Genomic DNA, 13,499 nt, shown 5'->3' with positions numbered 1-13,499 from the left:
GGCCTCCTCTCTTATCGTTCTCTTTTTTTAAAAATCAATCAAATTCTCAGCTAAGTCATCGAAATTAGCGGCCGTTTCTGTCTCATAAGTCTGCCACTTTTCGGCACTCCAGATTTCAAACCGGTCGGAAACACCGACAATCACACATTTTTTCTCTAATTTTGCGTACTGGCGCAATGGTGCAGGGACCATGATCCGGCCCTGCTTGTCTAATTCACATTCGGCCGCCGCCGCGTAGAAGAAGCGAACAAACGCCCGCGCATCCTTCTTCGTCAGCGGTAAATCATCTAATTGCGCCTGTAAAGTGGCCCAGCGTGCTTGGGGATAGCCAAAAATACAGCCGTCCATCCCACGCGTGATCACAAAACTTGGTCCCAATAGCTCCCGAAATTTAGCGGGGATGATTAACCGACCTTTAGCATCCAAAGCGTGTTCAAATTCACCGAAGAACATCGTCGCTGCCAAAGTCAATCAACCCCTTTCATTAAACATAATTAAGTCTACCACACCCCCCCACTTCCTACCACACCGATTTGTTACTTTTCGCAATTGTTAATAAATATTATAAAAAATCCCCACCTAACGACGTTTCATTAGGTGGGGACTAGTGGGACTTATTTATATTTAAAGGCCAACTTTGGCGAGCACAAAGCAGCCAAACGCAATCACATAAACCAAAATTGTCACTAAATCGTTTGCCCGCCAATAGAGCCGAAAGAAGCGCCCGTAAAGGATTTCGCCCCGTTGTAAAACTTCTAATAACGTCAATCCAATACCCATGATCATTAACGATAACATCTCATACGGCACAATCGAACTTTCCGTTGCTTGCAAAGTTAAATAGTGAGTAAAGATAATTAATAATGGTGGCCAAAAATCGATTAATAAGAGCGTTTTCGGCCAACGACGTTTAAAGACTCGTTTAAGCCCCCAAAAGACGATGGCCACAATCACTAGCAACCCTAATTGCCCAAGCCAATTTGTAAACAGGTCATGCATTTCCGCGCCCTCCTATCAGTATCGGTCTTATTATAGGGATTCTGGGACGACTTTTCAACGTCAGTCACCCGTCCTATAATGAACGTAATCACTTTATGCTCGGTGCTAGTTAGTTTAAATGGTCGCTTTAGTTGGCCCCGCATCGGCTGGAACGTGGTAGCCACGTTTGGAAAGCCAGCGTGGTCTTCAAAATGGCTCATGGCGTGCCAGTGTTTTAGGAACCAACCGGTAGACAGCAAATTCGACTAACACCAAGCGTATCACTTTATTTAACGGAGGTAGTGCTATGCGACAGACTTTTTCCATCGGCTCCGATGGCTTACTAACAACCGGTCACGCGCAAGCGACCCGTTATTGGATTAACGTTGAACGCCCGACAACGGTTGAAATCAATCAGTTAGTTCAGGAATTTAATTTCCCCCGTGACTATTTAACTGCCGTTTTAGATGACGCTGAAATCTCACGGACCGAACAGCTGGATCAACCTCAGCAAACACAACCAGGCTTGATCATCATGCAATTCCCTAAACTAACCACTAGCGACCTGGGCTATTTGGAATATCAAGTCTACCCATTTGCTTTGATTCTGACACAAAACGTCGTCCTCACCGTCAGCAACTACCCGGCGAGCTTCATTCAAGATTTTGTCATGGATCCAGATTCATCACGTTTAAGTCTCGTCGACCATGAAAACTTTGTCTTAGCCATCATGTGGTACATTGCCCACGCCTACGTACAGGCGCTGGCCAACATCAATGCCAAAACCAACATCTTGGAACGGCACCTGACGCGGGCCACGCGCAACGAAGAAATCTTTCGCATCATGGCTTATCAAAAATCCTTGATTCGCTTCAACGCCGCCCTCATGCAAAACGCGCCAATTTTAAAAGCCGTGGCCGCTTCGGCGACCCATTTTAATGCTGCCGGCCATCAGCAACTCATCACCGACATTTTAATTGAAACCCAGCAAGCTGCCGACATGACTAAAACAACTAACCAGATCTTGCAACAATACAGCCAAATGGTGAGTGCCGTCATTTCAAATAATTTAAACGATGTCATGAAAGTTTTGACGTCATTAACTATCATTTTAACGATTCCCACGATTGTCGGCGGTATTTATGGGATGAATGTCCACCTACCAGGCGCGGGCCTCGTCCATGCATTTAGTTGGATCATGCTCGGTACGATCATTTTATGTGTACTTAGTCTGGAATACTTACGAAATCATGACTATTTCTAATTGACGATTGAAAAAAAACGAATTCCACGTTAAACTATGAAAGAATTACTAAAAAAGTGTGGTGCATACTAAACTTATGAAGAAGAAGAAATCGACTTTTCAAATTATCACGATGGTCGTTATTTGGTTAATGATCATTTCAACCGTCGGCGCGTTAGTCTTACAAGCGTTATCCGGCTTAGGTTTACTTGAATTTTAAAAAGGTTACTGAAGACAAAAACGGTAGGTCAACAAACAATGCTGGCCTACCGTTTTATATTGATTTCCTTATTCCGATGTTGGTTCAGCATCATCAGCACTCGCTTGCCGGTAAACTTTCCGCGGTTTACTCCCTTCGGACGGACCGACAACGCCACGTTCTTCCATCTCATCGACAATCCGAGCGGCGCGGTTATAGCCAATCCGAAAACGGCGTTGTAGCATCGACACACTCGCCGACTGCTGTTCCGTTACTAATTCAACGGCATCGGCATAATATTCATCCTCACCGTCACGCGGATCATCGCCATCTTCATTGGCTTCATCATCTTTAACCAGCATACTATCATCATATTCAGCAGTCTGTTGATCCTTAATAAAGTTCACGACTTCTTCGACATCATGGTCTGAGATATACGCCCCTTGAACCCGCAATGGTTTGTTCATCCCCATTGGTTGATAGAGCATGTCCCCGCGACCCAATAGTTTTTCAGCCCCGTTACTATCAATAATCGTGCGTGAATCCGTCCCGCTAGAAACGGCAAACGCCATTCGTGACGGGACGTTGGCCTTAATCAGCCCCGTAATGACGTCTACGGATGGCCGTTGTGTTGCCAGAATCATATGAATCCCAGCGGCCCGCGCCATTTGGCCTAACCGAATAATGGCATCTTCCACTTCACTCGAAGTCACCATCATCAAATCAGCTAATTCATCAACAATCACGACGATATATGGTAAGGTCGGCCGATTTTGACCATCGGCTTGATTTTGTTCCTGAATATAGTCATTGTAACCTTGCATATTGCGTTGCTTAGAATCCGCAAAAAGCTCATAACGCCGTTCCATTTCTGCCACGACCTTATGCAACGCCCGCGCCGCCTTTTTCGGTTCAGTCACGACGGGAGTCAATAAATGCGGCACACCATTATAGACGCCAAGTTCCACCTTTTTAGGATCAATCAACATGAACTTCACTTGATCCGGTTTCGTATTCATTAACAGACCGGTAATCATCACGTTAATCGCGACCGACTTCCCACTCCCAGTCGAACCGGCAATCAGTAAATGCGGCATCTTCGCTAGGTCAGCCATGACTAAATTCCCAGAAACATCCCGACCCAATGGCACTTGTAACGGTTTCTTCGGATGCGCCGGCTGAGCTTCAACGATATCCCGGAAAGAAACCGTCGAAATTTGCTTATTCGGCACCTCAATCCCAATTAAAGACTTACCGGGAATCGGCGCTTCAATCCGCAAATCCTTGGCCGCTAATGCTAACGCTAAGTCATCGGCCAAATTAACGACTTTGCTGACTTTAACCCCAACTGCCGGATGCAATTCATACTTTGTTACCGATGGCCCCAAGCTGACATTCTTCACGTCGACCTTGACACCAAAGCTATCTAAGGTCGTCTTTAGCTTGGCGGAATTAGCCTCAATCGTCGCATATTCGGCGCTTTGATCTGTCTTTGGAATCTTCGTTAACAGGTCAGACGCGGGTAAGCGATAATCTGAGGTATCAACCGGTGGCGTCCCCGTTAAGGGTGTCTCAGCTTTGACTGGCGCTTCTTGTTCACTAGCTACCACGATTTTAGGCGCCGCTGATACTGGCGCTGCTGAAACGGGGGCTGCCGGGGCCGCTGATTGTGGTGCTGGTTGTGCTTTAGCTACCGGGGCCGGGGTGGCCGATTGTGCTGGTTCGGCCGACTGATTAGCAGTCGCTTGTTGATGAACCCGATAACGCGCATATTGGACCCGCACATAGTGGGCCACGGTCTGATAAGCATCCTTTACATGAGCGCCGGCCACCATCAACCAGTTACGAATAGCTAAGACCGTCTGGTGAAAAGGTAACTTAAAGACAATAAAAATCCCGGTAATAATTAAAATAATGGCAACTAAAATGGTCCCTAAGTTCGCAACCAGCGGATAAGTCACACTATAGCCGGCTGCCCCGACCAGGCCCCCACCAAGGTGAATCGAAACACCGCCTTTGGCAAAGTCATTCTTAATTAAATTCCAAGTAATCGCCCAAAATTCAGTATGACGATTCAAACGGTTAAACATCGGAATCTCTAATAACAGTAAATAACTAAAGAAGATTAAATTGCCACCAAACCAGCGACGCCAGCCCAGTCGTGGTAACCGGCCAAAAATCATCATGAAGCCCAGCACCCCCAACGTTAAAATAGCTAAGAGTTGATAAGCATCGCCAGCAATCAGGCGGAAACACTCCGCAAAGAAGGTCCCGATGAGCCCCAAATTAAATAACGCAAAAATGGTGATCAAGACCCCAATCAAGCCCACCACGTTACCAGTCATTTGATGTTGCGCAGCCGCTTTCGTCGTCCGTTTAGTTCCGGTCGTCCGCTTCTTTTTAGTTGTTCGTCGCTTTTGCGCCACGTTATAATCGTCCTTTCTATATAAGTAATCACAAGTTTGTCTGGACTTGAGTCGTGTTAATGATCTGCTTGGTGCTAGTTGGATTAAATCCCCACTTTGGCTGGCCCCATGGCGTTTCAGCGTTTTAGGAACCAACCGACCGGCGACAATTTTGACTAGCACCAGCTGTCCTAACCTTATTGGCCACCACGACATCCTCACCCAAACACAATTATATCCATTGTACCAAACCTACGTTCGGAATCCTAACTTTTTCACAACGCCAAAAAACGCGCGGACTCTGCTCAGCCGCGCGTCGTCTGCCTATTTTAGTTTGTCGTTTTCATAATGATGCGACCGTTCCAAACTCAAGAAGTTTTGTTGGCGCAAAGCTTCATAGATCACAATGGCCGCTGAATTAGATAAATTCAAGGCACGAATATGAGAATCATCTTGCGGAATCCGAATCGCTTTTTCTGGATAACGCCGCATAAATGGTTCCGGTAACCCCGTCGTTTCCTTACCGAATAAGAAATAGTGATCCTTACTAGTGTCGCTATAATCGACATCGCTATAGTCATGTTCAGCAAATTTAGACACTAAGTACAAGTTGTCTAAGTCTGGAACACTAGCTAAAAAGTCCTGTAAATCCGCGTGATACGTAATGTCCACACTATCCCAATAATCTAAGCCGGCTCGCTTCAAATGCTTGTCATCCACTTTAAAGCCTAAAGGTTCAATCAGATGTAAAGCAGTATCGGTTCCGGCACAGGTCCGCGCAATGTTCCCCGTGTTAGCGGGCATTAATGGTTCAAATAAAGCAATATGATTTGTCAAAATAAGTCTTCCTTTTAATCGTAATATTATTGAATATCATACCATGACTCAACCAATCTAGCCTAGTCCTTCCCAACAGAAAGCTAATTATTCACGTTTGGTACTAGTTGGCTGAATGGTTGGTCCAGACGCGGTGACTACCACTGCATCAATAGCTTAGTTTCTAAACTGCTCAGTGGTAGCGTCGACTTCAAAATAATCCCTAGCAGTTTCGGCCCCAACTAGCAGGCAGCAATCTCTATTAACCCCAAGCTAATTATTCGTATCTTGAACAAACTTACTTTATACTGATCGCTGTATCTTAGATTAGAGGAGGACTTTATTTTGAAAATCATGATTATCGGGGCAACCGGGATGGCCGGTTCCGCCATCACCACCCAAGCATTAGCTCAAGGTCACACGGTCACGGCAATTGGCCGTTCAGCAGAAAAGTTGGCCACGTTAACACCAAATGCTCACCTAACCACCGTCGCTAAAGACGCCTTTACCTTAACTCGCGCCGACTTAACGGCGGTTGACGTTGTCGTCGATGCAATGGCGACCCCACCGGCTAAAGCTTATTTGCACGTTGACCTAGCTACCAAGTTAGTCGCCATGCTACGTGATACGACAGCCCCACGCTTAGTCTTCATCTTAGGCGCTGGTAGTTTGAAGACGGGTGCCGACCAACACCTCTTCGTCAACGATATCGCGGCTGATCCGGCTAACACCGCGTTTGTATCCATTCCCCAAAGTCAACTCAAGGAATTGACCTTCTTACGGACGGTTGATAACGTCAACTGGGTCGGCATCTCACCAGCTGCTGACTTTCACGCCGGTCCCGCTGTCCCAGTTCACCTTGGCACTGATGACTTGTATGTCAATGACCAAGGCATCTCCGCCACCAATACTGGGACAATGGCCGTCGCCGTTCTAAACGAAGTCACTCAACCAGCGCACCATCAGACCCGTTTCACGGTTGCTAATCAGTAACCATTTTTCAGCTAATTTTAATTACCCCCTCAGTAAAACATGCTATGCTAACTGGCATAACACAGTTCACTGAGGGGGATTTTTTATGAAGACCCGCTTAACCGGGCGTGAAACAGGCTTTATTGGCGCCATGCTTTTTGGGCTATTCTTTGGTGCTGGTAACCTCATCTTTCCAATCTACTTAGGTCAACAGGCCGGTGCGCATGTTGGTACCGCGATTATTGGGTTACTGATTACCGGGATTGGCCTGCCATTATTAGGCGTGATGGGGATCGGCTTAACGCGCAGTGCCGGCGTATTCGAATTGGCCACTAAAGTCAGCCGACCTTACGCCTATTTGTTTACGTTTGTGCTGTACCTGACCTTGGGCCCATTCTTTGCAATGCCACGATTAGCTACCACGGCTTTTCAAATTGGCTTAGTCCCATTTTTGAACCGCTCGCAACAGTCCTTAGCGTTATTTGCTTTTTCAGTTGCCTTCTTCGGGCTGACCTGGTTACTGGCGCGTAATCCGGGTAAGATTATGACTTACATTGGCAAATGGCTGACGCCGTTATTTTTGATCCTACTCGGTAGCCTGATGCTAGTCGCCTTAATCAAACCATTAGGTAATTTCCAAGTAGCGGCACGCGGGGCCTATCAAAGTCAACCGCTACTGGCAGGCTTTACAGAGGGTTACAACACGATGGATGCGCTAGCTTCGTTGGCTTTCGGTATTGTGGTCATTGATGCCATTAAAGCGCTAGGTGTAAGCGAACCCGGTCAAATTGCGAAAGATACCATTAAAGCTGGGATTATTTGCGTCGTTTTAATGGGCGTCTTATACAGTGTCCTCGCACTAATGGGAACCATGAGTCTTGGTCGGTTTGCGCCGGCCGCGAACGGTGGCATTACTTTGGCCCAGATTGCCAATGCCTATTTTGGGTCCTTTGGTAACATCCTACTCGCGCTAATCGTCATTATCGCTTGTTTAAAGACGGCGGTCGGTCTCACTTCGGCTTTTGGTGATACCTTACAAGCAATGGTCCCGACCTTCAGTTATCGTTGGCTGATTGTTTTCGCCTGTGCGATTCCGGCCATACTTGCTAATATTGGTCTCACCCAATTAATTACGTATTCAACGCCCATCTTAATGTTATTATATCCACTCGCCATCGTTTTAATTGGCCTTGCTTGCTTATCACCATGGCTAGGCACTTCTCGTTGGCTCTATGCCATGACAACGGCTTGGACGATGATTCCAGCCATTTTAGCTGGTTTAAACGCCTTACCAGCTGGATGGCAACAAACTGGCTGGTTACACGTTTGTCAGCAGTTAAACGCCGCCCTGCCCTTGGCTGAGTTGGGGCTTGGCTGGACCGTCCCGGCTCTAATTGGCCTGCTGATAGGACTGCTTGGCCAACATGTCACCCATCATTAACTTTTTCACGCTTTAACAGCCATTTTCATCAAAATTAAAGGTCTCAAGGGTCACCTGACATCAGCCAGGCGCCTTGAGACCTTTTTTAAGCCGCAAAAAAACGCAGTATTTCGGTGTGGGCACGGCGAAACGCTACGTTAATGAAGTTCAACTCGGTAGTCACCAACGATGTTGATCGATGTTAGCTACCAAACGATTTCTCAATGGCAATCTTAACACCGGCTTACCAATCATGCAAGCACCCTTGACTTACTTTTCCTTAGTCATGGTTAACAAGCTGACAGCCACCGTAATTTTAGGTAGACCAGTTTGGACCGCTTGCGCCAAACTAGCCGCATCGGCGCCCCAATGTAGCGGTGTCATCACCATTAAATCATTGAAGTCGACTGAACTGAGATCGAATTCATAATGGATAACCTGTTGTTTTGCCGTCGGATAATGCTGCTTAAATAAGTCAATCACTCGCTGGTTATCGTAGTGGTACTGACGATCAGTCGGCTTAAACAATAAATGCCGCAATTCAATGAGATAGTCGCTATTGGGCACCACTTTTAACAGCTGCCCCCCTGGCACCAAGACACGTTCAAACTCACGATAAGCGGATGGGGAAAAGACATCCATAATCGCCGTGAATGCGGCATCCGTAAACGGCAACTGTGCCAAATCAGCCACACAATAATAAGCTGGCGTGGTTAATTGGGTCGCTAAGTTAACCCCAGCTTTACTAATATCAAAACCAATCCCGACATCTTTAGCATTAGCATGCAGGTCTAATAAATCCGCTAACGGCGTGCCTTCGCCGCTCCCAATATCTAAGATTCGCTGGGGCTTGGCACTCAATTGCGCATTAATCGCCGCCACAATCGGTTTGAAAAAGCCGGCTTGCAAAATCCGCCGCCGGGCTGCTAACATCGCCGCGTCATATTCACTTTGAACTTGGTGCGTCAAAAAATACAAGGTCCCTTTTTTAGAAAAATCTAACTCATGCCCGTTGGGACACTTGAGGGTATGGTCTTCGACAGCACTGTACGGTGCGTCACAAACTAAGCAGCGAAACAAGTTTAAATGTTGTTGCACAAACTGGCTGCCTTGATCTATTTTCTTCACTATTTTCACACTTTCCAAATTTATCTTAGTCCCATCATACCATATGTAACCACATCATTAGGCTGATGTTACGGACACCGGTTGAAACTAAATAGTCGCAATGTTGATTTTACTATGCTATCTTAAATAACGTTCTAAAAAACATTGAAAGTTGCGATAAATTTTTTGTGGGTGAATTGCAAACCCAAACAGTTGCAAAGGAGCAAAAAATTATGGCTAAAAAGTCAAAAATCGCGAAAGAAAAACGGATCGAAGCAACGGTTGCCAAGTATGCCGCCCACCGCGCAGAACTAAAAGCTGCCGGTGATTACGCCGGGCTAGCAACCTTACCACGCAATGCCTCACCCGTTCGGATTCATCGGCGCGACCATTTAGATGGCCGGCCACACGCCTACCTACGGAAATTCGGAATGTCACGATTAAATTTCCGCCGCTTAGCCCATGCCGGTCAAATTCCCGGGGTGCGCAAAGCTAGTTGGTAAATCAATTTAAATTCAACTAAAAATGAGCAGTGCCTGCATTTTTGCTGGCCCTGCTCATTTTATTTAACGTTCATTTTTAAATTGTTCCAATTGTTTTAACCCAGCTACAATACTAGCCTTAGAATAATGTCCAGCTTGCAAAGTAGCCTCATCATAATGATTAAGCGTTTGGTAAACCCATAAGGCTAGCTGAAAGAACTGGTCTTCAGTCATTGCATACCGCAACTTTAATAACCGCGTGGCTGCCTGCTGATAATGCTGATCGTGAATCAGCTGGCGCAATTCCGCTTGATGGGGCAACGTTGGCCCGACCGTCCCCGGAAAGACAATTTCCGTGTTGGTGCTATCCTTGGCGTGCGCCAACAGATAACCAAAGCCTTCCGCTAAAGAATGAATCTGCCGTAGAATAAAGTCACTTTCTTCAGCCATCGTCAACTGCTCCCTCTTCTTCATACAAACCAGATTGGGCTTGATACCAAGCAAATAAATGGGTCACTAAGACTTTCAAGATGGCATACCCCGGTATCCCGAAAATCACACCCATCAGTCCAAAAATCTTACCGCTGACCAACAATACGATCAAAATCGTTACCGGGTGAATGGCTAGACTACTGCCTAACACTAACGGTGAAATGACCCGACCTTCAATGGTCTGTTCGATCACAAAGACAATTAACACTTTGATCAACATCCAAGGTGAAATCACTAGCGCAATCACCACTGACGGCACCATTGCTAGAAACGACCCCAGATATGGAATTAGATTCAAAATACCGGCTGCAATCCCTAAAGTCAACGCAAACTTCAAGCCGATAATCCCATACCCAATGGCAAACATCACTGCGACAAAAAACGCGACCGTCAATTGTCCCCGAATATAGTTACTAACTTGCGAATTAATCTCGGTCAAGACTTGCAAAAAGCTGGTCCGGCCTTTGGTAGGAATAAACTTAGCCAGATATTTCGGCAACTGATGGCCGTCTTTTAATAAGTAAAACAGAATAAACGGCATCGTAATCAAGCCAATCACCACGGTCGTGACCGTGCTGACCACACTCGTAATGGAAGAAACCGTTCCGGTTAAGTACTTGGTCACCTTACCGCTCAATAACTTGCTCGCATCGGTATTCCATTGATCCAATTGATCACGAAAGACCGATAACTTTGGATCATTCAACCAATGATTAAGCTCATTACTGGCATTGTGCCAATAAGTCGGCCAGTCATTGATAATGCCTAAAGTTTGTGTGCGAATAATCGGAATCAAGGCGACAATACCCCAAACAATCAAGCCCAGGATCAGCACAAATAACCCAATAATCGTCCAGGTCCGTCGAATATGGAACCGTCTTTCCAACCAATCAACTAGCGGATTCATCAAGTAATATAACACCCCGGCTAGAATAATTGGCAAGCCCACAATACTAAAAAATTGTTGCACTGGTGTTAGCAGCCAGGTCACTTGCTTACCTAAAAAGGCGTTGGCTAACACCAATAAAATAATAATCAAAATGCGAATCGTTTGTTGCCCCGTCCAGCGAGCTACGGTTGGTTTCGTCTTCAAAAAATGCACCCCCGGTTACTAACAACCTATGCTTGATACGTGATCACGCTGCCAACTTTAAGTTGCGGCATGGTCGCTGGCGCCAAATAAATACCATTTTGCATCGGCTTTTTCGGCACGGCAGTAAAGTATAAGGTGGCATGTCCAATCGAATTCAGGTTAGCATTGACTAGTTCACCCGCATATGCCACGGTATAGGCTTGGTCATCAATCTTAATGCTACTCCCCACCGTAATGGTCACTGGTTCAGACTTACCATCAAACTTTTGGATCACCGCAATATTTTGAATCGCTGCGGTCGCCGTTTCATCGAAAAAAATTAAAATGGGTTCGTGCTCAGAAATTGCTTGGTCCCCAATAGATTGTACGGTTGCACTAACTGCCATGTTTACAGAACTCCATTCTTTAATTTAAGTTGGCTTAATTGTAGCATAGCGCCCCGGCCTTTCGCCACTTTGGGACCGTTTTCAGTTAGACGGTTTATGCTATAATTAACCTCGGGACTGATTCAAACATCAGTCATCTGTCACTCAAGGAGGTTGAGCGTCTTATGCAAGAACCGCTCTTATTTGGAACTTATACTAAAAAAACAAGTCAAGGCATCTATGCCGGGACTTTAGATACGACTGAAAAAGCCTTAACCATGACCGGGTTGGTCGCCAAAACCGCTAACCCAACTTATCTTGCCTTATCCGCTAAGAATCGCCTTTATAGCGTGGTCAAAGCCAGTGATGATGAAGGTGGAGTAGCCGCTTGGCAATTAACCGACCAAACCGCTACTCGGTTGAATGAAGTCATTGCGCCCGGGACCCCACCCGCTTACGTCGCCGTCGACGAAGCACGCCAATTAGTCTACAGCGCCAATTATCACAAGGGCACTGCCAGTGTGATGCACATCGCCACTAATGGTGAACTCACGCTAGTTGATCAAATTAAGCATACCGGCAACGGCCCCCGGCCAGAACAAGATGGGTCGCATATCCACTATACAGACTTAACCCCAGATAACCGGTTAGTCGCCATCGATTTAGGCAGTGACACCGTTTACGTCTACAACGTTAGTGCTGCCGGTAAGCTCAGTGCCCAGTCAACGTTGAAGCTGACGCCTGGCTTTGGTCCTCGGCACCTGGTCTTTGCACCGGATGGTCGCCACGCCTTTTTAGTTGGCGAATTATCCAGCAACGTGGCCACCTTGGCTTATGACCCAGCCACTGGTTACTTCAAACAATTAGCCGTGGTCACGACCATTCCAGCTGATTACACTGCTCATAACGGGGCAGCCGCGATCCGGTTGAGCCATGACGGCCGGTTCCTTTACGTTTCTAATCGCGGTTACAACTCATTGGCCGTCTTCCAAGTCCAAGCCGACTTCAAGTTGACCTTAATTCAACAAATCAGCACTGAAGGTGACTTTCCACGGGACTTCGCGTTAGACCCGACGGAAGCGTTCGTCGTTGCGGTTAACCAGAACACCGATAACGCCACGCTATACGCGCGCGACCTTAAAACTGGTCAATTGACGCTACTTCAAAAAGATGTTACCGTCCCAGAAGGCGTTTGCGTCTTATTCTCAAAGTAAAGGATGACGAATTAAATGGTCTTAAAAGAAGTCGCATTAGAAAACTATACGAATATCCCCGCCGCTATCGCTGCGGGGGCCCAACGAATCGAGTTAAATGATAACTTGGCCGTTGGCGGTACGACCGTTAGCCGTGGGGTCATGGCAGAAGCCGCCAAGTATACCCAAGAACATGGCGTGACACTAATTACCATGATTCGCCCACGTGGCGGTAACTTCGTTTATAACGACACCGAATTAAAAATTATGGAAGCTGACTTATTACAAGCCCAAGCATTAGGAGTTGACGGCGTGGCCTTGGGAGCCTTAACCAAGGACGGCCAACTGGATACTGAAGCCATGGCCCTGCTCGTTGGTGCCGCTGGCGGTATGAGTGTGACTTTCCATATGGCTTTTGATGCCTTAGCTCCTGATCAACCAGCGGATGCAATGGACTGGTTAGTTGCCCACGATGTGGAACGCATCTTAACCCATGGCGGTCCGTTAACCACCCCAATTGCAGATTGCTTGCCACAACTACAGGCAACTATCAAATTGGCAGCTGGTCGCATTCAAATCTTACCTGGTGGCGGCATTACCGCAGACAACGTGGCCCGAATTACCACAGCACTGAACGTTCCTCAAGCCCACGGCACCAAAATTATCGCTTATTAAATTTTGACCGCATGAGTCAAAAAGGGCGCTGAAAACACGTTTAATCCGCGTGTTTTCAG

15 protein-coding genes are annotated in these 13,499 nt (G+C 46.7%); 7 read left to right on the top strand and 8 right to left on the bottom strand.

Features of this window, described 5'->3' with window-relative positions; translation table 11 throughout:
• Nucleotides 1–27: 27 nt before the first annotated feature.
• Nucleotides 28–453, bottom strand: coding sequence for a division/cell wall cluster transcriptional repressor MraZ (gene mraZ, locus FFM80_RS08205; protein ID WP_137634876.1), 426 nt, complete (start codon nt 451–453; stop codon nt 28–30).
• A gap of 171 nt (nt 454–624) precedes the next feature.
• A complete protein-coding gene (locus FFM80_RS08200) occupies nt 625–999 on the bottom strand; it encodes a DUF3397 domain-containing protein (protein ID WP_137640340.1) in 375 nt (124 codons plus the stop codon).
• A gap of 286 nt (nt 1,000–1,285) precedes the next feature.
• On the opposite strand from FFM80_RS08200, the gene FFM80_RS08195 reads away from it, so the two are divergent.
• Entirely contained in the window at nt 1,286–2,242 is a 957-nt protein-coding gene (locus tag FFM80_RS08195) for a magnesium transporter CorA family protein (RefSeq protein ID WP_137640339.1), read from the top strand.
• A 76-nt stretch (nt 2,243–2,318) separates the two neighbouring features.
• On the top strand, nt 2,319–2,441 hold the full coding sequence (locus tag FFM80_RS08190) for a DUF4044 domain-containing protein (protein ID WP_137634797.1): 123 nt from the start codon (nt 2,319–2,321) through the stop codon (nt 2,439–2,441).
• Between the two features lie 68 nt (nt 2,442–2,509).
• Here the strand turns inward: FFM80_RS08190 and FFM80_RS08185 are convergent, their stop codons facing one another.
• The gene (locus tag FFM80_RS08185) at nt 2,510–4,846 is read right to left on the bottom strand and encodes a DNA translocase FtsK (protein ID WP_137640338.1); all 2,337 of its coding nucleotides are present in this window, start codon (nt 4,844–4,846) and stop codon (nt 2,510–2,512) included.
• Between the two features lie 303 nt (nt 4,847–5,149).
• Entirely contained in the window at nt 5,150–5,662 is a 513-nt protein-coding gene (locus FFM80_RS08180) for a tRNA (cytidine(34)-2'-O)-methyltransferase (protein WP_137640337.1), read from the bottom strand.
• 324 nt (nt 5,663–5,986) lie between these two features.
• Between FFM80_RS08180 and FFM80_RS08175 the strand changes: the two genes are divergently transcribed.
• Together FFM80_RS08175 and brnQ are read left to right on the top strand one after the other, a co-directional pair.
• Complete coding sequence (locus FFM80_RS08175) at nt 5,987–6,634, top strand: NAD(P)-dependent oxidoreductase (RefSeq protein ID WP_137640336.1); 648 nt, start codon at nt 5,987–5,989, stop codon at nt 6,632–6,634.
• A gap of 85 nt (nt 6,635–6,719) precedes the next feature.
• Nucleotides 6,720–8,054, top strand: coding sequence for a branched-chain amino acid transport system II carrier protein (gene brnQ / locus FFM80_RS08170; RefSeq protein ID WP_137640335.1), 1,335 nt, complete (start codon nt 6,720–6,722; stop codon nt 8,052–8,054).
• A gap of 249 nt (nt 8,055–8,303) precedes the next feature.
• Here brnQ and FFM80_RS08165 read toward each other — a convergent pair whose 3' ends face one another.
• The gene (locus FFM80_RS08165) at nt 8,304–9,161 is read right to left on the bottom strand and encodes a methyltransferase domain-containing protein (RefSeq protein ID WP_137640334.1); all 858 of its coding nucleotides are present in this window, start codon (nt 9,159–9,161) and stop codon (nt 8,304–8,306) included.
• A gap of 212 nt (nt 9,162–9,373) precedes the next feature.
• On the opposite strand from FFM80_RS08165, the gene rpsN reads away from it, so the two are divergent.
• Nucleotides 9,374–9,643 carry a 30S ribosomal protein S14 gene (rpsN, locus tag FFM80_RS08160; protein ID WP_137640333.1) on the top strand — a complete coding sequence of 90 codons (270 nt, stop codon included), beginning with the start codon at nt 9,374–9,376 and terminating at the stop codon, nt 9,641–9,643.
• Nucleotides 9,644–9,706: 63 nt separating this feature from the next.
• Here rpsN and FFM80_RS08155 read toward each other — a convergent pair whose 3' ends face one another.
• Genes FFM80_RS08155 through FFM80_RS08145 form a run of 3 tightly spaced genes read right to left on the bottom strand, consistent with a single transcriptional unit; the run spans nt 9,707 to nt 11,593 of the window.
• Nucleotides 9,707–10,072, bottom strand: coding sequence for a DUF6483 family protein (locus tag FFM80_RS08155; protein ID WP_137640332.1), 366 nt, complete (start codon nt 10,070–10,072; stop codon nt 9,707–9,709).
• A complete protein-coding gene (locus FFM80_RS08150) occupies nt 10,065–11,207 on the bottom strand; it encodes an AI-2E family transporter (protein ID WP_137640331.1) in 1,143 nt (380 codons plus the stop codon). The genes FFM80_RS08155 and FFM80_RS08150 overlap by 8 nt, the downstream gene beginning before the upstream one ends.
• 26 nt (nt 11,208–11,233) lie before the next feature.
• Nucleotides 11,234–11,593, bottom strand: a complete 360-nt coding sequence (locus FFM80_RS08145; RefSeq protein ID WP_137640330.1) for a PTS glucitol/sorbitol transporter subunit IIA — start codon at nt 11,591–11,593, stop codon at nt 11,234–11,236.
• Nucleotides 11,594–11,757: 164 nt separating this feature from the next.
• Here FFM80_RS08145 and FFM80_RS08140 point away from each other — a divergent pair, with 164 nt between their 5' ends.
• Both FFM80_RS08140 and FFM80_RS08135 read left to right on the top strand, forming a co-directional pair.
• A complete protein-coding gene (locus FFM80_RS08140) occupies nt 11,758–12,786 on the top strand; it encodes a lactonase family protein (protein WP_137640329.1) in 1,029 nt (342 codons plus the stop codon).
• 15 nt (nt 12,787–12,801) lie between these two features.
• Nucleotides 12,802–13,440: a copper homeostasis protein CutC gene (locus FFM80_RS08135; protein WP_137640328.1), complete on the top strand. Its 639-nt coding sequence runs from the start codon at nt 12,802–12,804 to the stop codon at nt 13,438–13,440.
• Nucleotides 13,441–13,499: the final 59 nt, after the last annotated feature.

Origin of the sequence: Lactiplantibacillus dongliensis, assembly GCF_005405105.1 — a bacterium.
In the GTDB taxonomy this organism is placed as follows: domain Bacteria; phylum Bacillota; class Bacilli; order Lactobacillales; family Lactobacillaceae; genus Lactiplantibacillus; species Lactiplantibacillus dongliensis.
This window is presented reverse-complemented; position numbering and strand designations above follow the sequence as displayed.